At 59.6% G+C, this 21147-nt stretch carries 17 protein-coding genes, 1 tRNA gene and 1 pseudogene; 17 read left to right on the top strand and 2 right to left on the bottom strand.

Going from position 1 to position 21147, the window contains the following annotated elements:
- Both BM216_RS32835 and BM216_RS32830 read left to right on the top strand, forming a co-directional pair.
- A pseudogene (locus BM216_RS32835) lies at positions 1–89 on the top strand (elongation factor Tu); the annotation flags it as partial.
- A gap of 90 nt (positions 90–179) precedes the next feature.
- Positions 180–458: a hypothetical protein gene (locus BM216_RS32830; protein ID WP_093004541.1), complete on the top strand. Its 279-nt coding sequence runs from the start codon at positions 180–182 to the stop codon at positions 456–458.
- Here the strand turns inward: BM216_RS32830 and BM216_RS32825 are convergent.
- Positions 455–1750, bottom strand: coding sequence for a capsule biosynthesis protein (locus BM216_RS32825; RefSeq protein ID WP_093004539.1), 1296 nt, complete (start codon positions 1748–1750; stop codon positions 455–457). The two genes, BM216_RS32830 and BM216_RS32825, sit on opposite strands and share 4 nt — an antisense overlap.
- 160 nt (positions 1751–1910) lie before the next feature.
- On the opposite strand from BM216_RS32825, the gene BM216_RS32820 reads away from it, so the two are divergent.
- The 11 genes from BM216_RS32820 (at position 1911) to BM216_RS32770 (ending at position 17041) form a co-directional block, all read left to right on the top strand.
- Positions 1911–3293, top strand: a complete 1383-nt coding sequence (locus BM216_RS32820) for a capsule biosynthesis protein (RefSeq protein WP_093004537.1) — start codon at positions 1911–1913, stop codon at positions 3291–3293.
- 110 nt (positions 3294–3403) lie between these two features.
- Positions 3404–3479, top strand: a tRNA-Trp gene (locus BM216_RS32815).
- Between the two features lie 185 nt (positions 3480–3664).
- Positions 3665–3865, top strand: a complete 201-nt coding sequence (gene secE, locus BM216_RS32810) for a preprotein translocase subunit SecE (RefSeq protein WP_093004535.1) — start codon at positions 3665–3667, stop codon at positions 3863–3865.
- 15 nt (positions 3866–3880) lie between these two features.
- Positions 3881–4411 (top strand): transcription termination/antitermination protein NusG, encoded by a 531-nt coding sequence (gene nusG / locus BM216_RS32805; protein ID WP_093004533.1) that lies wholly within the window; start codon positions 3881–3883, stop codon positions 4409–4411.
- A 171-nt stretch (positions 4412–4582) separates the two neighbouring features.
- Positions 4583–5014, top strand: coding sequence for a 50S ribosomal protein L11 (gene rplK / locus BM216_RS32800; protein ID WP_093004531.1), 432 nt, complete (start codon positions 4583–4585; stop codon positions 5012–5014).
- Positions 5015–5016: 2 nt separating this feature from the next.
- A complete protein-coding gene (rplA, locus tag BM216_RS32795; RefSeq protein WP_093004529.1) occupies positions 5017–5712 on the top strand; it encodes a 50S ribosomal protein L1 in 696 nt (231 codons plus the stop codon).
- A gap of 367 nt (positions 5713–6079) precedes the next feature.
- A complete protein-coding gene (rplJ, locus tag BM216_RS32790; protein WP_093004527.1) occupies positions 6080–6598 on the top strand; it encodes a 50S ribosomal protein L10 in 519 nt (172 codons plus the stop codon).
- A gap of 54 nt (positions 6599–6652) precedes the next feature.
- Positions 6653–7030 carry a 50S ribosomal protein L7/L12 gene (gene rplL / locus BM216_RS32785; RefSeq protein WP_093004525.1) on the top strand — a complete coding sequence of 126 codons (378 nt, stop codon included), beginning with the start codon at positions 6653–6655 and terminating at the stop codon, positions 7028–7030.
- Positions 7031–7279: 249 nt separating this feature from the next.
- The gene (gene rpoB, locus BM216_RS32780; protein ID WP_093004523.1) at positions 7280–11419 is read left to right on the top strand and encodes a DNA-directed RNA polymerase subunit beta; all 4140 of its coding nucleotides are present in this window, start codon (positions 7280–7282) and stop codon (positions 11417–11419) included.
- A 187-nt stretch (positions 11420–11606) separates the two neighbouring features.
- Positions 11607–15815, top strand: a complete 4209-nt coding sequence (gene rpoC / locus BM216_RS32775) for a DNA-directed RNA polymerase subunit beta' (RefSeq protein WP_093004521.1) — start codon at positions 11607–11609, stop codon at positions 15813–15815.
- Positions 15816–15979: 164 nt separating this feature from the next.
- Positions 15980–17041, top strand: a complete 1062-nt coding sequence (locus tag BM216_RS32770) for a cytochrome-c peroxidase (RefSeq protein WP_093004519.1) — start codon at positions 15980–15982, stop codon at positions 17039–17041.
- A 71-nt stretch (positions 17042–17112) separates the two neighbouring features.
- On the opposite strand, the gene BM216_RS32765 is transcribed toward BM216_RS32770, so the two are convergent.
- Entirely contained in the window at positions 17113–17406 is a 294-nt protein-coding gene (locus tag BM216_RS32765; RefSeq protein ID WP_093004517.1) for a transcriptional regulator, read from the bottom strand.
- A 490-nt stretch (positions 17407–17896) separates the two neighbouring features.
- Here BM216_RS32765 and rpsL point away from each other — a divergent pair, with 490 nt between their 5' ends.
- From rpsL to BM216_RS33905, 4 genes are all read left to right on the top strand, one after another.
- Positions 17897–18268, top strand: a complete 372-nt coding sequence (gene rpsL, locus BM216_RS32760; RefSeq protein ID WP_003507760.1) for a 30S ribosomal protein S12 — start codon at positions 17897–17899, stop codon at positions 18266–18268.
- 90 nt (positions 18269–18358) lie between these two features.
- Positions 18359–18829: a 30S ribosomal protein S7 gene (gene rpsG / locus BM216_RS32755; RefSeq protein WP_093004515.1), complete on the top strand. Its 471-nt coding sequence runs from the start codon at positions 18359–18361 to the stop codon at positions 18827–18829.
- Positions 18830–18862: 33 nt separating this feature from the next.
- The gene (gene fusA / locus BM216_RS32750) at positions 18863–20962 is read left to right on the top strand and encodes an elongation factor G (protein WP_093004513.1); all 2100 of its coding nucleotides are present in this window, start codon (positions 18863–18865) and stop codon (positions 20960–20962) included.
- Positions 20963–21054: 92 nt separating this feature from the next.
- Positions 21055–21147, top strand: a 93-nt coding sequence (locus tag BM216_RS33905) for a GTP-binding protein (RefSeq protein WP_018010120.1), incomplete at its 3' end; no start/stop codon positions are given.

Here is a 21147-nt window from a genome sequence, read left to right as displayed (position 1 = left end):
CGATCGCGATGGAAGAAAAGCTGCGCTTCGCGATCCGCGAAGGCGGCCGTACCGTCGGCGCCGGCATCGTTGCTTCGATCATCGAGTAATCGATAGTCTTTAGAGACTGAAGAGAGCCCCGCGGGAAACCGCGGGGCTCTTTTGCGTTATGGGAGGCGATAAGGATGATATTTCACGCGATGTCGCGATTGCTTGTGATCCTGCTGCTCTCCTTGGCGGGCATGCAGGCCGCGACGCCAGCAGGCGCCGCGTGTCCCGATCGACCGCGCTGCACCGGATGCGGTTGCAAGGGCGGTCCCGGCTATCGCGGTCCGGACGGAAAATGCGTCGGGTTCAAGGCGCTCGACAAAGTATGCGGCAACCCGCCGGAAAAACGCTGCACATTCGAAAATGCGCTGGGGACCGGCATGAACCGGGCATGCGCCCTCGGCTCGGACAAGGATGCTGAAAAGAGCTAGATGTCCAACAATTCGCGCGCATAACGGAAGACGGCTGCATTGCGCAATTTTCTGAAACTCTCCGGCAGCCGTTCCTCTTCTTCCATCAGCCGTTCGGCGACATTTTTCGCTCCGGTATCGAGCGCCGCCTTGCCGATGAAGCCGCCGCGCACCTGGGTGGTTGCCGCGAGCGCGCGGGTGAACGCATCGAACAGGCCGGCATCGGGCAGGGGAGGTGCCGCCCAGAATGCAGAGAGCGGTGCCTGCGAAGTCAACCCCTCGACATCATATATGGCGGAGCCGAGCGCGATCACCGGACGGCCGAGTGCAAGCGCGGTGAGCCCGACCGTTGAATTGACCGTCACGACCCCGACCGATTTTGCGATCAGCGCGTCGGTATCGCCGCCGTCAGCAACATGGATGCGGTCGGCCACGCCGTATTTCTCCGCTGCCTTGCCGATGCGTTCCGGCCAGCGTGAAAGACCGTTGTCGATCGGGTGCGTCTTGAACAGAAGTCGGGTGCCGGCCGGCCCATGAGCCGCAAAGGACGCAATGGTCGCGTCCACGATGTGAAACAGGTCGCCGCCCGGCGCGTGCCGGATGATCTGGTAGTCGCCGGCCAATTGCAGCGGAAACAGGAAGAAGCGGCTATCCGAGCCGTCGGGCATTCTGATGCAGGCCGCAATGGCCTCTTCCGCCTGCCGGCGCCTGTGGCCCGCGGTCAGTCCCTTCCAGATCCAGCCGCTATACTCGACGACTGGATGAACCGGGCCGTGGGTGCGATAATGCGGATGAAGGATCGGACCGAGCAGGACGTTCGGAATGTGATAGGCGAGGTCATAGAGCGCGTAGGTCAGAAAGCTCGAACGGAACAGGCCGCCCCTTGCAACAGTGGGCGCATCCTTCGCCAGGGCACGGATCTCGCAGGCTGCCTGTGGAAAACGTGAATGCGCCGACATGCCGTCCGGCTCGACCGTCAGCCAGTCCGGCCGGAGATAACCGTGCTCGACGACATGGATGCGGATGCCCGCCGCTTGGGCCACCTCGGCCGCCGCGGCATGATAGTCGCGTCCATCTCCGAGCATGACGACATCCGTCACCGCATGGTGACGTGCGAATTTCTCCAGATAGGCGGGCCATCCGGCCTTTCTGCCGCGATAGAATGTCGCTTTCCTCGGCCACCAGAACAGCGAATCGCCGAGGCAGAAATTGATCCGCAGGATACGCGCACCGGTTGTCTCCAGGCGGTTTGCGAGCAGGCGAAAGAACGGCGAGGCGGGCCCTTGGAGAAACAGGAACGTGCGTGTTTTCATGTCACACTACTTACGCGATTTAACTGACTGTATCCGTAATTGCATTGACGGGGCATACCATTTGATGAGAATGCCGGAGCCTTACTGACAAATATCTGAATCTTGCTGCTTTTTGTCCGATTTGCGGGTGCATGACAGTCCTAAGGGTACCGGATCGCGTATGACCAAAGTTCTCTTTCTGCAAGGCCCCCCGTCGGTTTTCTGGCGGGAATTGTCCGACGCCTTCGAGGCGCGCGGTATCGAAACGAAGAGAGTGAATTTCTCCTTCGGCGATCAGGTCTATTGGCGCAAGAGAGCGGCCATCAACTATCGCGGCACCCTGCGCAAATGGCCGCGCTATCTCGCCGAGCTCGTCAGGCGGGAAGGTATTACCGACATTCTTTACTACGCCGACCGGCTTCCCTATCACCGGCTGGCTGCGCGCGTCGCCCGCAAGCTCGGCATCAAGTGCCATGCGGTGGAGTTCGGCTATCTGCGTCCCGACTGGGTCACGCTCGAGCGCGACGGCATGGGCCGGTTCTCGCATTTTCCGAACGACCCGGATCACATCCGCCGCATCGCCGCCAAGGTCGGCGAGCCGGACCTGAAGACCCGCTATCCGCACACGTTCGGGCAGGAAGCGACCAACGAGGTGATATACAATCTCCTGGCCTATTTCGGTCGCGGGATGTTCCCCTTCTATCGGTCGGACAAGTATTACGATCCGCTTTTCGACTACCTGTCCTGGCTGCCGCGCATGTTTCGCCCGCGCTTTGACCTGCCGGAAGGTTATTTCGACGACAAGCTCAAGCGCAATTATCTGATCGCCCTGCAGCTGCAGAGCGACTACCAGATCCGCGCGAATTCGCCCTATCGCCATATCTCCCAGATGCTGGAGCAGGTCATCCAGTCCTTCATCCGCCATGCGCCGGAGAACGGGCGCCTGGTCATCAAGCAGCATCCGCTCGACAATGATCTGGAGAACTGGCGCAAGGTCGTGACCGAAATGGCGGCGCGCTATCGCATCCAGAATCGCGTCACCTTTATCGAGAAGGGCAACCTCGCTGAGATCCTGCGCAACTGCCATGGCGCAATCGTCGTCAATTCCACGACCGGCCTTCACAGCCTGAGGGCGGATGTGCCGACGATCGTGCTCGGCGCTGCGGTCTTCGACATTCCGGGGCTCACCCATCAGGGCGGCATCGACAGCTTCTGGCGTCATCCGGAGCGAATCGACCACAAGCTGCTCGCAGATTTCATCACCGCGATCGCCGGTACGATCCAGGTGAAGGGTAATTTCTACCATCCGGAAGGCCGCAAGATCGGTATCGAGACGATCATTGACCGAATCGTCGGCGATCTCGTCAATCAGCCGGACGCCTACGTTGCGCAGCCGCCGAGACTCGCCTGGAAGCGCCTGCCGCCGGTAAAGCAGGCCACCTCGGTTCTGCCGGGTGCGCTTGATCTGGGCGGCGGGGAAATTCTCGGCTCGGGTCCCGAGCCTGCGCTTTCGGCCGTTCGTGCAGGCGATCTCGCCGATCGGCGAGGCGGCAATTACAGATAGAGTCTGGATATTTAAAAACAGGCTTGCCAAGTCGGGCGCGGCACCTTAAAGGGAGCGCCTAGCTTGCGGACGGCGGAAGTGATTTGTCATTTCGAGGTCGTCCAATGCGAAGGGGTGTAGCTCAGTTGGTAGAGCGGCGGTCTCCAAAACCGCAGGTCGTCGGTTCAAGCCCGGCCGCCCCTGCCATTCCCGATACGGCGGTATTGCGATTGCGCCGACAGGAATGGTTGCCGTAAAAAGGCGAATTTTCATCGAGCATCGATTTTCCTCTTGTGTAAGGGGAGGGCGGTGTTTATGTAGGGCAAAACAGACACGCGGTGCGTGGGGCTGAGCGAGTTCGGCTTTACGTGCCGTAATCGCGTGGAAAGTCAATGGCATCCAAGACCAATCCGGTTACGTTCTTCAAGCAGGTTCGCTCCGAAGCGTCCAAGATCACGTGGCCGTCCCGTCGTGAGACTGTGATCTCCACGGCGATGGTGCTGGTGATGGTTGTTGTCGCGGCCCTGTTTTTCTTCGCTGCCGACCAGTTGATGGGCTGGCTTTTGCGCCTGATCCTGAACGTCAGCGCTTGATTCTGGAGAGTGAAGATGGCGGCACGCTGGTATATCGTCCACGCATATTCGAATTTTGAGAAGAAGGTCGCTGAAGATATCGAGAACAAGGCTCGCCAGAAAGGGCTTGAGCATCTGTTCGAACGGATCCTCGTTCCGACCGAAAAGGTAGTGGAAGTACGTCGCGGCCGTAAGGTCGATTCGGAGCGCAAGTTCTTTCCGGGCTATGTCCTGGTACGTGCCAATCTGACCGACGAAGCCTACCACCTGATCAAGAATACGCCGAAGGTCACCGGCTTCCTTGGGTCCGACAACAAGCCGGTTCCGATCCCGGACTTCGAAGCCGAGCGCATCCTCGGTCAGGTCCAGGAAGGTGTCGAGCGGCCGAAGTCCTCGATCTCCTTCGAGATCGGCGAGCAGGTTCGCGTTTCTGACGGTCCGTTCGCGTCGTTCAATGGCGTCGTTCAGGATGTCGACGAGGAGCGTTCGCGCCTCAAGGTCGAGGTTTCGATCTTCGGTCGCGCGACCCCGGTCGAACTGGAATACGCTCAGGTCGAGAAGGTCTGAGCTTGAAATGGGGTCCGCTTGTCGGGCCTCGCGCGGCGTAAAAGTCGCGAACCGCGTGGAAGGTGAGAGGTCTTAGCCGGGCCTCAAGGATCCGAACCACGCAACCGCAGCCGCCGGTTCATCCGGCATGTTGGGTCGGGTAACCGTCCCGTTAGTGAAAGGCAGAGAGATATGGCTAAGAAAGTAGCAGGCCAGCTCAAGCTTCAGGTCAAGGCAGGATCGGCAAACCCGTCCCCGCCGATCGGCCCGGCGCTTGGTCAGCGTGGCATCAACATCATGGAATTCTGCAAGGCGTTCAATGCCGCCACGCAGGAAATGGAAAAGGGTATGCCGATCCCGGTCGTCATCACCTATTACCAGGACAAGTCCTTCACCTTCGCAATGAAGCAGCCGCCGGTAACCTACTGGCTGAAGAAGGAAGCGAAGATCACCTCCGGTTCCAAGACGCCTGGTAAGGGCGGCAAGGTCGGCACCATCACCAAGGCTCAGGTCCGTGCGATCGCCGAAGGTAAGATGAAGGATCTCAACGCAGCCGACGTCGAAGGCGCAATGGCTATGGTCGAGGGCTCTGCCCGCTCCATGGGCCTGGAAGTGGTGGCTTGATCATGGCAAAGCTTGCAAAGCGTATTCAGAAGATCCGCGAAGGCGTTGATCCGACCAAGCTCGTAGCGCTCACCGATGCCATTTCGATGGTCAAGGAACGTGCGACCGCGAAGTTCGACGAAACCGTCGAAATCGCCATGAACCTCGGTGTTGACCCGCGTCACGCTGACCAGATGGTCCGCGGCGTCGTCAACCTGCCGAACGGCACCGGCCGCGACGTTCGCGTTGCTGTCTTCGCTCGTGGCGCCAAGGCTGACGAAGCCAAGGCTGCCGGCGCAGACATCGTCGGCGCTGAAGACCTCGTTGAAATCGTCCAGGGCGGCAAGATCGACTTCGATCGCTGCATCGCTACCCCGGACATGATGCCGCTCGTCGGTCGCCTCGGTAAGGTTCTCGGCCCGCGTGGCATGATGCCGAACCCGAAGGTCGGTACGGTCACGATGGATGTCGCTGGTGCCGTCAAGGCTTCCAAGGGCGGCGCTGTCGAGTTCCGCGTCGAGAAGGCTGGTATCGTTCATGCCGGCATCGGCAAGGCTTCCTTCGACGCCAAGGCGCTCGAAGAAAACATCAAGGCCTTCGCTGACGCCGTCATCAAGGCGAAGCCGGCTGGCGCGAAGGGCAACTACGTCAAGCGCGTAGCCATCTCCTCGACCATGGGCCCGGGCGTCAAGATCGACCCGTCGTCGGTTACGGCCTGATTTTAGAATTGTCGGAGCTCGATTGATTTCGGGCTTCGACCGCATGAATTCCTGACCCTTCGGGGTCGGGGATTTCCGGAGTAATCCGGAACTCCTGTCCGAGATTGTGGGTGGCTCAAGATCCTTCGGGATCGCGGCCTTAATAATTCAAACCTGCATGAGACGGGTAAGACCCAAGTTTTCAGATGCTTCGTGCATCTCTTGAAAGTTGGTTCGAGCCTGGTGTGCCTTGTGCCTGAAGCGAAAGCGGCAGTGCAGGGGGGCAGGAACCTCAAGCGCCGCTTGGGGTCCTTCATTTGGACCCTCTGGGGCAAAGGCAAACCGATGGGGCCTGCAGGATTGCGGTCCCGTCAACTGGAGACAGACAGTGGAAAGAGCGGAAAAACGCGAATTCGTCACGGAGCTGAACGAAGTCTTCAAGGCTTCCGGTTCGGTTGTCGTGGCCCACTATGCTGGTGTCACAGTTGCGCAGATGAACGACTTCCGTTCGAAAATGCGCGCTGCTGGCGGCACCGTCAAAGTCGCGAAGAACCGCCTGGCCAAGATCGCTCTTCAGGGTACGGAGTCGGAAGGGATCGTCGATCTCTTCAAGGGTCAGACGCTCATCGCATATAGCGAAGACCCGATCACGGCACCGAAGGTCGTCATGGATTTCGCCAAGACCAACGACAAGGTCGTTGTTCTCGGTGGCGCCATGGGTTCCACGACGCTCGACGCAGAAGCAGTCAAGTCGCTTGCGACCCTGCCTTCGCTGGACGAGCTTCGTGCAAAGCTTCTGGGCATGATCCAGACGCCGGCTACCCGTATCGCAGGGGTTGTTGCAGCACCGGCAAGCCAGCTTGCCCGCGTGTTCGCGGCCTATGCAAAGAAGGACGAAGCCGCTTAAGGCGGTTTTTCGCTGTTCAAAACCAAGTTCGAACCAATATAAGGAACTATGAAAATGGCTGATCTCGCAAAGATCGTTGAAGACCTCTCGGCTCTGACCGTTCTGGAAGCTGCTGAGCTTTCCAAGCTTCTCGAAGAAAAGTGGGGCGTTTCCGCCGCTGCTCCGGTAGCTGTTGCTGCTGCTGGCGGCGCTGGTGCACCGGCTGCTGCTGAAGAAGAAAAGACCGAGTTCGACGTTATCCTGGTTGACGCTGGCGCCAACAAGATCAACGTCATCAAGGAAGTTCGCGGCATCACCGGCCTCGGCCTCAAGGAAGCCAAGGACCTCGTCGAAGGCGCTCCGAAGGCTGTCAAGGAAGCTGTTTCCAAGGCTGAAGCTGCTGACCTCAAGAAGAAGCTCGAAGACGCCGGCGCTAAGGTCGACGTTAAGTAATACTGGAATGCGGCGGGGGAGAGTTATCTCTCTCCCGTCCATTTCTTCGGAACTTTTTACCCAGGATCCGTCTTGAAACGGCTCCTGGGTAATGGGTTCTCAAGAGGATGGTCCCCACCGAACTGCTAGGCAATCCGGCCTAGTGCTCCGGCAAGCGGGACGAGATTGAGTGCTCATGTTCGACGGGATATCGGTTGGCCTCCGATAGCCGTCCGTTGCAGGCCCGGATGCAATTTTGAAGGAGCGACGATGGCTCAGCAGACCCTTTCCTTTAATGGTCGCAGGCGCGTACGCAAGTTTTTTGGTAAAATTCCTGAAGTCACGGAAATGCCGAACCTGATCGAGGTTCAGAAGGCTTCCTATGACCAGTTTCTGATGGTTGAAGAGCCCAAGGGCGGCCGTCCGGACGAAGGCCTCAATGCGGTCTTCAAGTCTGTCTTCCCGATCACCGACTTCTCCGGCGCTTCGATGCTGGAATTCGTTTCCTACGAATTCGACCCGCCGAAGTTTGACGTCGAGGAATGCCGTCAGCGCGACCTGACCTACGCAGCGCCGCTCAAGGTGACGCTGCGCCTCATCGTGTTTGATATCGACGAGGATACGGGCGCGAAGTCCATCAAGGACATCAAGGAACAGTCTGTCTACATGGGCGACATGCCGCTCATGACCGACAACGGTACCTTCATCGTCAACGGCACCGAGCGCGTTATCGTGTCGCAGATGCACCGTTCGCCGGGCGTCTTCTTCGATCACGACAAGGGCAAGAGCCATTCTTCCGGCAAGCTGCTCTTCGCTGCCCGCGTTATCCCGTATCGTGGTTCCTGGCTCGACATCGAGTTCGACGCCAAGGACATCGTCTTTGCCCGTATCGACCGTCGCCGCAAGATTCCGGTGTCGTCGCTGCTGATGGCCCTCGGCATGGACGGCGAAGAAATCCTGTCGACCTTCTATTCGAAGTCGAACTACGAGCGTGACGGCGACGGCTGGCGCATTCCCTTCAACGCGGAAACGCTGAAGGGTGCCAAGGCTCTGTCCGACATGGTCGACGCAGATTCCGGTGAAGTTGTCGTGGAAGCCGGCAAGAAGCTGACCCCGCGTCTGCTCCGCCAGCTGACCGAAAAGGGCCTCAAGGCTCTCAAGGCCACCAACGACGACCTCTACGGCAACTATCTGGCCGAAGACATCGTCAACTACTCGACCGGCGAGATCTATCTCGAAGCCGGCGACGAGATCGACGAAAAGACCCTGCCGATCATTCTCGACGCAGGCTTCGACGAGATCCCGGTTCTCGGCATCGACCACATCAATGTCGGCGCTTACATCCGCAACACTCTGAATGCGGACAAGAACGAGAACCGTCAGGACGCCCTGTTCGACATCTACCGCGTCATGCGCCCGGGTGAACCGCCGACCATGGATTCCGCGGAAGCCATGTTCAACTCGCTGTTCTTCGACGCCGAGCGCTACGACCTTTCGGCCGTTGGCCGCGTCAAGATGAACATGCGTCTCGACCTGCAGGTTGAAGACACGGTTCGCACGCTGCGCAAGGACGACATCCTGGCCGTGGTCAAGATGCTGGTCGAACTGCGCGACGGCAAGGGCGAGATCGACGACATCGACAACCTCGGCAACCGCCGTGTTCGTTCTGTCGGCGAGCTGATGGAAAATCAGTACCGCCTCGGCCTGCTCCGTATGGAGCGTGCGATCAAGGAGCGCATGTCGTCGATCGAGATCGACACCGTCATGCCGCAGGACCTGATCAACGCCAAGCCGGCTGCTGCTGCCGTTCGCGAATTCTTCGGCTCCTCGCAGCTGTCGCAGTTCATGGACCAGGTGAACCCGCTTTCGGAAATCACCCACAAGCGTCGTCTTTCGGCTCTTGGCCCGGGTGGTCTGACCCGCGAGCGCGCAGGCTTCGAAGTCCGCGACGTTCACCCGACCCACTACGGCCGTATTTGCCCGATCGAAACGCCGGAAGGCCCGAACATCGGTCTGATCAACTCGCTTGCAACCTTTGCCCGCGTCAACAAGTACGGCTTCATTGAAAGCCCGTACCGCAAGATCGTCGACGGCATCGTCACCAAGGACGTGATCTACCTCTCCGCCATGGAAGAGGCCAAGTACTACGTGGCTCAGGCCAACTCCGAGCTGACGGCGGAAGGCGCTTTCGTCGAAGAGTTCGTGGTTTGCCGTCACTCCGGCGAAGTCATGCTGTCCCCGCGCGACACCATCAACCTGATGGACGTTTCGCCGAAGCAGCTCGTCTCCGTCGCAGCGGCTCTGATCCCGTTCCTGGAAAACGACGACGCCAACCGCGCTCTCATGGGCTCGAACATGCAGCGTCAGGCCGTTCCGCTGGTTCGTGCCGAAGCTCCGTTCGTCGGTACCGGCATGGAACCGGTCGTTGCGCGTGACTCCGGTGCTGCCATCGCTGCCCGCCGCGGCGGCGTGGTCGACCAGGTCGACGCGACCCGTATCGTTATCCGCGCGACGGAAAATCTCGAGGCCGGCCGTTCCGGCGTCGATATCTACCGTCTGCAGAAGTTCCAGCGCTCGAACCAGAACACCTGCGTCAACCAGCGTCCGCTGGTCGCCGTCGGCGACATTCTGAACAAGGGCGACATCATCGCTGACGGTCCGTCGACCGACCTCGGTGACCTGGCACTCGGCCGCAACGCGCTCGTCGCGTTCATGCCTTGGAACGGCTACAACTACGAAGACTCGATCCTGCTCTCCGAGCGCATCGTGTCGGACGACGTCTTCACGTCCATCCACATCGAGGAATTCGAAGTGGCTGCCCGTGATACCAAGCTTGGTCCGGAAGAAATCACGCGCGACATTCCGAACGTATCGGAAGAAGCGCTGAAGAACCTCGACGAAGCCGGCATCGTTTACATCGGCGCCGAAGTCCAGCCGGGCGACATCCTCGTCGGCAAGATCACGCCGAAGGGCGAAAGCCCGATGACGCCGGAAGAAAAGCTTCTGCGCGCCATCTTCGGTGAAAAGGCTTCCGACGTTCGCGACACGTCCATGCGCATGCCTCCGGGCACGTTCGGCACGGTCGTCGAAGTCCGCGTCTTCAACCGTCACGGCGTCGAAAAGGACGAGCGTGCGATGGCGATCGAGCGCGAGGAAATCGAACGCCTCGCCAAGGACCGCGACGACGAGCAGGCGATCCTCGACCGTAACGTCTACGGTCGTCTGGTCGACATGCTGCGTGGCCAGATGTCGGTTGCCGGTCCGAAGGGCTTCAAGAAGGGCGTCGAGCTGTCCAACGCCGTCGTCTCCGAATATCCCCGCTCGCAGTGGTGGATGTTCGCCGTCGAGGACGAAAAGGTCCAGGGCGAGATCGAAGCGCTTCGTGCCCAGTACGACGAGTCGAAGTCGCTGCTCGAGCATCGCTTCATGGACAAGGTCGAAAAGGTCCAGCGCGGCGACGAAATGCCTCCGGGCGTCATGAAGATGGTCAAGGTCTTCGTCGCTGTGAAGCGCAAGATCCAGCCGGGCGACAAGATGGCCGGCCGTCACGGTAACAAGGGCGTCGTCTCTCGTATCGTTCCGGTCGAAGACATGCCGTTCCTCGAAGACGGTACGCATGTCGACATCGTTCTGAACCCGCTGGGCGTGCCTTCGCGCATGAACGTCGGCCAGATCCTCGAGACGCACCTGGCTTGGGCTTGCGCCGGTATGGGCAAGCGCATCGGTCAGATGCTGGAAGAGTACAAGGCCTCGAACGACATCACGGACCTGAAGCGCGAGCTGCGGGAAACCTACGCCTCTGTCGCCAACGACGAAGTCGCAAGCTTCGACGACGAGTCGCTCGTCAAGCTTGCCGAACAGTCCAAGCGTGGCGTGTCGATCGCGACCCCGGTCTTCGACGGTGCACACGAGCCTGACGTCGCAGCGATGCTGACCAAGGCCGGCCTGCATTCGTCGGGTCAGTCGGTGCTGTACGATGGCCGTACCGGTGAAACCTTCGACCGTAAGGTAACCGTCGGCTACATGTACATGATCAAGCTGAACCACCTCGTGGACGACAAGATCCACGCGCGTTCGATCGGTCCGTACTCGCTCGTCACCCAGCAGCCGCTCGGTGGTAAGGCGCAGTTCGGCGGCCAGCGCTTCGGGGAAATGGAAGTCTGGGCTCTGGAAGCCTACGGCGCCGCCTACACCCTGCAGGAAATGCTGACCGTGAAGTCGGACGACGTGGCAGGCCGTACCAAGGTCTACGAAGCGATCGTCCGCGGCGACGACACGTTCGAGGCAGGCATTCCGGAGAGCTTCAACGTTCTCGTCAAGGAAATGCGCTCGCTCGGTCTGTCGGTCGAACTCGAGAACTCTAAGCTCGAAGTTCCTGCCGAAGGTCAGCTGCCGGACGCAGCCGAGTAATATTTTGACAACGGCGTGCGTGAGATATCGCGCACGCCATTCCCTCCCCGGACGGGCAATCGGTCGGGAAGGGGAGTTTCGCCGCATTTGGCGTCTATTGTCATTTAAGGGTTCGGTTCGACAGCCCGGGAATTTGTCGATACCGCGACCCAAGTGAGGGCCTTTGCGCCCCATCAAGGAGACAGGCATGAACCAAGAGGTCATGAACCTTTTCAACCCGACAGTGCCGGCACAGCACTTCGATTCGATCCGGATCTCGATCGCGAGCCCGGAAAAGATCCTGTCGTGGTCCTACGGCGAGATCAAGAAGCCGGAAACCATCAACTACCGTACGTTCAAGCCGGAACGCGACGGTCTCTTCTGCGCGCGTATCTTCGGACCGATCAAGGACTACGAGTGCCTGTGCGGCAAGTACAAGCGCATGAAGTACAAGGGCATCATCTGCGAAAAGTGCGGCGTCGAAGTGACCCTGTCGCGCGTTCGCCGTGAGCGCATGGGCCATATCGAGCTCGCCGCTCCCGTTGCCCACATCTGGTTCCTGAAGTCGCTTCCTTCGCGTATCTCGACCCTGCTCGACATGACGCTGAAGGATGTCGAGCGCGTTCTCTATTTCGAGAACTACATCGTGACCGAGCCGGGCCTGACCTCGCTCAAGGAAAACCAGCTTCTTTCCGAAGAAGAGTACATGATCGCCATCGACGAGTTCGGTGAAGATCAGTTCACGGCCATGATCGGCGCCGAGGCCATCTACGAGATGCTCGCGTCGATGAACCTCGAAAAGATCGCCGGCGACCTTCGTGCGGAACTTGCTGAGACCACGTCGGATCTCAAGCAGAAGAAGCTGATGAAGCGCCTGAAGATCGTCGAGAACTTCATCGAATCCGGCAACCGCCCGGAATGGATGATCATGAAGGTCGTTCCGGTCATCCCGCCGGACCTGCGCCCGCTGGTTCCGCTCGATGGCGGCCGTTTCGCGACGTCCGACCTGAACGATCTGTACCGCCGCGTCATCAACCGTAACAACCGTCTGAAGCGCCTGATCGAACTGCGCGCTCCGGGCATCATCATCCGCAACGAAAAGCGCATGCTGCAGGAATCTGTGGACGCGCTGTTCGACAACGGCCGTCGCGGCCGCGTCATCACCGGCGCCAACAAGCGTCCGCTGAAGTCGCTGTCCGACATGCTCAAGGGCAAGCAGGGCCGCTTCCGTCAGAACCTTCTCGGCAAGCGCGTCGACTATTCCGGCCGTTCGGTCATCGTGACCGGTCCGGAACTGAAGCTGCACCAGTGCGGCCTGCCGAAGAAGATGGCGCTCGAGCTGTTCAAGCCGTTCATCTACGCCCGTCTTGACGCCAAGGGCTTCTCGTCCACCGTCAAGCAGGCCAAGAAGCTGGTCGAAAAGGAAAAGCCGGAAGTCTGGGATATCCTCGACGAGGTCATCCGCGAGCATCCGGTTCTGTTGAACCGCGCACCGACGCTGCACCGCCTGGGCATCCAGGCCTTCGAACCGATCCTGGTCGAAGGCAAGGCCATCCAGCTGCACCCGCTCGTCTGCACGGCCTTCAACGCCGACTTCGACGGTGACCAGATGGCCGTTCACGTGCCGCTGTCGCTCGAAGCACAGCTCGAAGCCCGCGTCCTGATGATGTCGACGAACAACATCCTGCATCCGGCCAACGGTGCACCGATCATCGTTCCGTCGCAGGACATGGTTCTCGGCCTGTACTACCTGTCGATCATGAACGAGAACGAGCCGGGTCAGGGCATGGCCTTTTCCGACATGGGCGAACTGCACCATGCTCTGGAAAACAAGGTCGTCACCCTGCATGCCAAGATCAAGGGCCGCTTCAAGACCGTCGACGCCGACGGCAAGCTGGTCTCCAAGATCTATGACACGACGCCTGGCCGTCTGATCATTGGCGAGCTTCTGCCGAAGAACGTCAACGTGCCGTTCGAGACCTGCAACCAGGAAATGACCAAGAAGAACATCTCCAAGATGATCGACACGGTCTACCGTCATTGCGGTCAGAAGGACACGGTGATCTTCTGCGACCGCATCATGCAGCTCGGCTTCACCCATGCCTGCCGCGCCGGCATTTCGTTCGGCAAGGATGACATGATCATTCCGGACACCAAGGAGAAGATCGTTGGTGACACCGAAGCGCTGGTGAAGGAATACGAACAGCAGTACAACGACGGCTTGATCACTCAGGGCGAGAAGTACAACAAGGTCGTTGACGCTTGGGGCAAGGCTACCGAGAAGGTCGCGGAAGACATGATGGCCCGCATTAAGGCCGTCGAGTTCGATCCGGAGACCGGTCGCCAGAAGCAGATGAACGCGATCTACATGATGTCCCACTCGGGTGCTCGTGGTTCTCCGAACCAGATGCGCCAGCTGGGCGGCATGCGCGGCCTGATGGCGAAGCCGTCGGGTGAAATCATCGAGACCCCGATCATCTCGAACTTCAAGGAAGGCCTGACCGTTAACGAGTACTTCAACTCGACCCACGGTGCCCGTAAGGGTCTCGCAGACACCGCCTTGAAGACGGCGAACTCCGGTTACCTGACCCGTCGTCTCGTCGACGTCGCGCAGGACTGCATCGTCAACCTCGTGGATTGCGGCACTGAAAACGGCCTCACCATGACCGCCATCGTCGATGCCGGCCAGGTTGTTGCCTCCATCGGCGCTCGCGTTCTCGGTCGTACGGCGCTCGACGATATCGATCATCCGGTTTCGGGTGAGCGCATCGTTGATGCCGGCAAGATGATCCTCGAGCCGGATGTCATCGAAATCGAGAAGGCTGGCATCCAGTCGATCCGCATTCGCTCCGCACTGACCTGCGAAGTCCAGACGGGCGTCTGCTCTGTCTGCTACGGCCGTGACCTTGCGCGCGGTACGCCGGTCAACATGGGCGAAGCGGTTGGCGTCATCGCTGCTCAGTCGATCGGTGAGCCGGGCACGCAGCTGACCATGCGTACGTTCCACCTTGGTGGTACGGCTAACGTGGTTGACTCGTCGTTCCTGGAAGCATCGTACGAAGGCACGATCCTGCTCAAGAACCGCAACATGCTGCGCAACTCGGAAGGCGTTCTTGTCGCCATGGGTCGTAACATGGCGGTCACGATCCTGGACGAGCGTGGCGTGGAACGTTCCTCGCAGCGCGTCGCCTACGGTTCGAAGCTGCATGTCGATGACGGCGACAAGGTTCGTCGCGGTCAGCGTCTTGCAGAGTGGGACCCCTACACACGCCCGATGATGACGGAAGTCGCCGGTACGGTTCAGTTCGAAGATGTCGTCGACGGCATTTCGGTTTCGGAATCGACCGACGAATCCACCGGCATCACCAAGCGTCAGGTCATCGACTGGCGTTCGACGCCGCGCGGTGCGGATCTGAAGCCGGCAATCGTCATCAAGGACGCTTCCGGTGCAGTGATGAAGTTGTCGCGTGGTGGCGAAGCCCGCTTCAACCTCAACGTCGAGGCCATCCTCTCCGTTGAGCCGGGTCAGAAGGTTTCCCAGGGCGACGTGCTTGCACGTATCCCGATGGAAAGCGCCAAGACCAAGGACATCACCGGTGGTCTGCCGCGCGTCGCGGAACTGTTCGAAGCTCGTCGTCCGAAGGACCACGCCATCATCGCTGAGATCGATGGTACGATCCGCCTCGGCCGCGACTACAAGAACAAGCGTCGCGTCATGATCGAGCCTGCCGAAGACGGTGTGGAGCCGACCGAATACCTGATCCCGAAGGGCAAGCCCTTCCACCTTCAGGAAGGCGACTACATCGAGAAGGGCGACTACATCCTCGACGGCAATCCTGCGCCGCACGACATCCTGGCGATCAAGGGCGTGGAAGCACTCGCTTCCTACCTCGTGAACGAAATCCAGGAAGTCTACCGTCTGCAGGGCGTTGTCATCAACGACAAGCACATCGAAGTCATCGTTCGTCAGATGCTGCAGAAGGTCGAGATCACCGATGCCGGCGACAGCCAGTACATCGTCGGTGACAATGTCGACCGGATCGAGCTGGAAGACATGAACGATCAGCTGATCGAAGTGGGCAAGAAGCCTGCCTATGGCGAGCCGGTTCTTCTCGGTATCACCAAGGCATCGCTGCAGACGCCGTCCTTCATCTCGGCCGCATCCTTCCAGGAAACCACCAAGGTTCTCACGGAAGCTGCGATCGCCGGCAAGATGGACACGCTGCAGGGTCTGAAGGAAAACGTCATCGTCGGCCGCCTTATCCCGGCCGGTACCGGCGGCACCATGACGCAGATCCGCCGCATCGCCACTTCGCGCGACGACCTCATCCTTGAGGAGCGCAAGAAGGGCACCGGCGCATCGTCTGCGACCCCGATGCTGCAGGACATGAACCCGGAAAACACGCCTGCCGAATAAGGCAGGTGAGGGGCACTAGCCCGCTTCCGCCGATATCTGAAAACGCCCGGATTACTCCGGGCGTTTTTTTGTATGTGTATGCAACCTTAAGTGTTGATCTGGCGCAAGGCGTGTAATTGGAGGAGTTCTAAGCTTGCCCCGTTCGAAGACGAATGGAGGTTCGAATGAAACGGCTACTTTCTTCCGTCGCCGCCTGCCTGTTACTGATGACGGCGGCCTATGCTGCAGATCCCGATCCGGCTCAACTGCGCGAACAGGCGCAGGAACTGTTCAAGCCGCTGCCCTCGACGGTTCCGGCCGTCCGGGGAAACAAGATCACGCCCGAAAAGATCGCGCTCGGTAAGGCGCTTTTCTTCGATCCGCGCATGTCGGCATCCGGGGTCTTCTCCTGCAACTCCTGTCACAACCTGGGGACAGGCGGAGACGACAACCTGGAAACGTCGATCGGCCATGGCTGGCAGAAGGGGCCGCGCAATTCACCGACGGTCTTCAACGCCGTCTTCAATATCGCCCAGTTCTGGGATGGCCGGGCGGAGGACCTGAAGGCGCAGGCGAAAGGCCCGGTCCAGGCCGGCGTCGAAATGGCCAATACGCCGGGCCAGGTCGTCGCGACGCTGAAATCGATGCCGCAATATGTCGAATGGTTCAAGGCGGCTTTCCCCGACGAGGCCGACCCGGTGACCTTCGACAATTTCGCCAAGGCGATCGAGGCCTTCGAGGCGACGTTGATCACGCCGGCGCCGTTCGATGCGTTCCTGAACGGTGACGATGACGCGCTGACTGCCGATGCCAGGGCCGGGTTGCAGATCTTCATCGATAAGGGCTGCGCGTCCTGCCATAACGGGATCAATGTCGGCGGGGAGGGCTACTATCCGTTCGGATTGATCGAAAAGCCTGGTGCGGATGTCCTGCCGGAAAACGACAAGGGCCGGTTTGCGGTCACCAATACGGCCGACGATTCCTATGTCTTCCGGGCGGGGCCGCTTCGCAACATCGCGCTGACGGCGCCTTATTTCCACTCCGGCAAGGTATGGGACCTGAAGCAGGCTGTCGCGATCATGGGAACGTCGCAGCTGGGCGAGGAGCTGGAGGGCAGGGACGTCGACCTGATTGTCGCCTTCCTGGATTCCCTGACGGGCAAGGCGCCCGAAGTGACCTATCCGATCATGCCGGCCGAGACGGCGACGACGCCTCAGCCGCGAAGTGCGATCCTCCCGGCCCAGTAAGGTCATTGTCGACCGGGAAGGCATAGTCCGGATAGCGGCCGCGTCGGATCATACGGCGCGGCCGTCGAACGTCAGTCGAAACGGATGATGGCGACTTCGCCCTCGAGCGCGCCCTGGTATGCGGAAGCGTGGGGCTCCTCCGGCGGCTCTTCCTGCAGCACACCGATCTGGTCGAGATCGGCTTCGATGAAGCCTTCCTCGGTGAGCGCGTTCAGCGCCTCGCGAACGGCCGAATCGTCATCCGGCGCCTGCAGCATGATATGCAGTTCCACGCCTTCGCCGCCCTTTACCTCGTATCCCTTGCCGATGATGATGAAGATCATCGGGCCGTCGAGGCTATTGTCATTGTCGGCAGGATTTACCATTTATATCTCCGGATGCGGTGATCACTATCTTCTCAAGCTCCGGGCTTGAGGAAGGTTCCACCTCTCCCTTAGTGGCAATGAGCGTGATTCCCAAACATTAATGCGCTGCCGGTGAAAAACTGCCGGGGCAGGGGATGCTGAATGGCTCCGCGGGCCTGCGGCACAGGCGTTGCGGCCATTATTTTCCGGGCGGCCCTTGACGCGCAGGGGTGAAAACAGTAAACGCCCCGCATCGGAAGCGATGTGAGGCTTGCCCGTTTGGAATGACTCGTTCCGGACTTTGGCCTCAAACAAGGTTCCAACGCACGCTGAAGACACGAATGCTACACGCACGACGCATGAGGAATGCGTCCTCTGCTTTGGGTGGTCGGTCCGCAAAGGGATCCGGCCACGTTTGGCGCTTGAGGAAATGTGCGTGTCGCCGCCGGAAACGGCATCAGATAGCTCCCGTAAGGGGGCTTTGGAAGAAGATTTTGCAAGGGATGGGTACATGCCTACCGTAAACCAGCTGATCCGCAAGCCCCGTCAGGCCCAGGTAAAGCGCAATAAGGTTCCTGCTCTGCAGGAAAACCCTCAGAAGCGCGGCGTCTGCACCCGCGTTTACACGACGACCCCGAAGAAGCCGAACTCGGCTCTGCGTAAGGTTGCCAAGATCCGCCTCACCAATGGCTTCGAAGTCATCGGCTACATTCCGGGTGAAGGCCACAACCTGCAGGAACACTCTGTCGTCATGATCCGTGGCGGCCGCGTAAAGGACTTGCCGGGTGTTCGCTACCACATCATCCGCGGCGTTCTCGATACCCAGGGTGTCAAGAACCGTAAGCAGCGCCGTTCGAAGTATGGTGCAAAGCGTCCGAAGTAATCTTCGGGTGCTTTTTTAGTTTCAGAAATCCGGCGCTGCGCGAGGTTCTCCGCGTGATAAAGCGCCTAAACCGTTTGAGAGACGAGAAGTATGTCCAGACGCCATAGTGCAGAAAAGCGCGAGATCAATCCGGACCCGAAGTTCGGTGATCTTGTTGTTACGAAGTTCATGAATGCCATCATGCTCCACGGCAAGAAGTCCGTGGCTGAAAGCATTGTTTACGGCGCGTTCGACGTCGTGCAGGGCAAGGCTAAGTCCGAGCCGCTGGCAATCTTCCATTCGGCGCTCGACAATGTCGCGCCGCATGTTGAAGTCCGCTCGCGTCGCGTCGGTGGTGCGACCTATCAGGTTCCGGTTGACGTGCGTCCGGAACGTCGCCAGGCCCTCGCGATCCGTTGGCTGATCGCTGCTGCCCGCAAGCGCAACGAAACCACCATGATCGATCGTCTTTCCGGCGAACTCATGGATGCCGCAAACAACCGTGGCTCGGCTGTCAAGAAGCGTGAAGACACGCACAAGATGGCTGACGCGAACCGCGCATTCTCGCACTACCGTTGGTAATTCTTATCCGATCGAATTTCGAAAGGCAGTCCTATGGCTCGCGAGTATAAAATCGAAGACTACCGAAATTTCGGTATCATGGCGCATATCGACGCCGGCAAGACCACGACCACCGAGCGTATCCTTTATTACACCGGCAAGTCGCACAAGATCGGCGAAGTTCATGACGGCGCAGCCACCATGGACTGGATGGAGCAGGAGCAGGAGCGTGGCATCACGATCACCTCTGCTGCTACCACGACCTTCTGGAAGGGCCGTGACGGCAAGATGCGCCGCTTCAACATCATCGACACCCCCGGCCACGTCGACTTCACCATCGAAGTCGAACGTTCGCTGCGCGTGCTCGACGGTGCGGTTGCCCTTCTCGATGCCAACGCCGGCGTAGAGCCGCAGACGGAAACCGTCTGGCGTCAGGCTGAGAAGTACAACGTTCCGCGCATGATCTTCTGCAACAAGATGGACAAGACCGGCGCGGATTTCTACCGCTCGGTTGAGATGATCAAGACCCGTCTTGGCGCCACCGCAGTCGTCATGCAGCTCCCGATCGGTGCAGAAACCGAATTCAAGGGCGTTGTCGACCTCATCGAGATGAACGCCCTGGTATGGCGCGACGAGTCGCTCGGCGCTGCCTGGGACGTTGTCGAGATCCCGGACGACCTGAAGGAAAAGGCTGCCGAATATCGTGAAAAGCTGATCGAGACCGTTGTCGAGATCGACGAAGAAGCGATGGAAGCCTACCTGAACGGCGAAATGCCGGACAACGATAAGATCCGTGCTCTGGTTCGCCGCGGCACGATCGATGTCAAGTTCCACCCGATGTTCTGCGGCACGGCCTTCAAGAACAAGGGCGTTCAGCCGCTGCTCGACGCCGTTGTCGAATACCTGCCGTCGCCGGTCGATATTCCGGCGATCAAGGGCATCGACTTCAAGACCGAAGCCGAAATCGAGCGTCACGCTGACGACGCCGAGCCGCTTTCGATGCTCGCGTTCAAGATCATGAACGACCCCTTCGTCGGTTCGCTGACCTTCGCACGCATCTATTCCGGCAAGCTCGAAAAGGGTTCGTCGGTCATGAACACGGTCAAGGACAAGCGCGAGCGCGTCGGCCGTATGCTGCAGATGCACTCGAACTCGCGCGAAGACATCGAAGAAGCCTTCGCAGGCGATATCGTTGCTCTGGCCGGCCTCAAGGAAACCACCACTGGCGATACGCTTTGCGATCCGCTGAAGCCGGTTATCCTCGAGCGCATGGAATTCCCCGAGCCGGTCATCCAGATCGCGATCGAGCCGAAGTCCAAGGGCGACCAGGAAAAGATGGGCCTCGCGCTCAACCGCCTGGCTGCTGAAGATCCGTCGTTCCGCGTCAAGACTGACCAGGAATCGGGCCAGACGATCATTGCCGGCATGGGCGAACTTCACCTCGACATTCTCGTCGACCGTATGCGTCGCGAGTTCAAGGTTGAAGCCAACGTCGGTGCTCCGCAGGTTGCCTACCGCGAAACCATCACGCGCCAGCACGAAGAAGACTACACGCACAAGAAGCAGTCCGGTGGTACCGGTCAGTTCGCGCGCGTCAAGATCATCTTCGAACCGAACCCGGATGGCGAAGACTTCCTGTTCGAATCCAAGATCGTCGGCGGTGCTGTTCCGAAGGAATACATCCCGGGCGTTCAGAAGGGTATCGAAAGCGTTCTGTCTTCCGGTCCGCTGGCAGGCTTCCCGATGCTGGGCGTCAAGGCGACCCTCATCGACGGCGCCTTCCACGATGTCGACTCGTCGGTTCTCGCCTTCGAAATCGCATCGCGTGCCTGCTTCCGTGAAGCAGCCAAGAAGGCCGGCGCTCAGCTGCTCGAGCCGATGATGAAGGTTGAAGTCGTAACGCCGGAAGACTATGTCGGCGACGTTATCGGCGACCTGAACTCGCGTCGTGGCCAGATCCAGGGCCAGGAACAGCGCGGCATCGCGATCGTTATCAACGCTCACGTTCCGCTGGCGAACATGTTCAAGTACGTCGACAACCTGCGCTCCATGTCGCAGGGCCGCGCGCAGTATTCGATGACCTTCGATCACTACGCACCGGTTCCGTCGAACGTCGCGACTGAAATCCAGGCGAAGTATTCCGGTCAGAAGTAATCGGAATACCTACCTGATACGCCCCGGTCATGTGCCGGGGCGACAACAAGAATTTGGGGCCTTCGGGCTCACACAAGATTGGAGAGCCTGCAATGGCAAAGAGCAAGTTTGAGCGCAACAAGCCTCACGTCAACATCGGCACGATTGGTCACGTTGACCACGGCAAGACGTCGTTGACGGCAGCG

The sequence above is a fragment of the Rhizobium sp. NFR07 genome (assembly GCF_900111905.1).
In the GTDB taxonomy this organism is placed as follows: Bacteria; Pseudomonadota; Alphaproteobacteria; order Rhizobiales; family Rhizobiaceae; genus Neorhizobium.
This window is presented reverse-complemented; position numbering and strand designations above follow the sequence as displayed.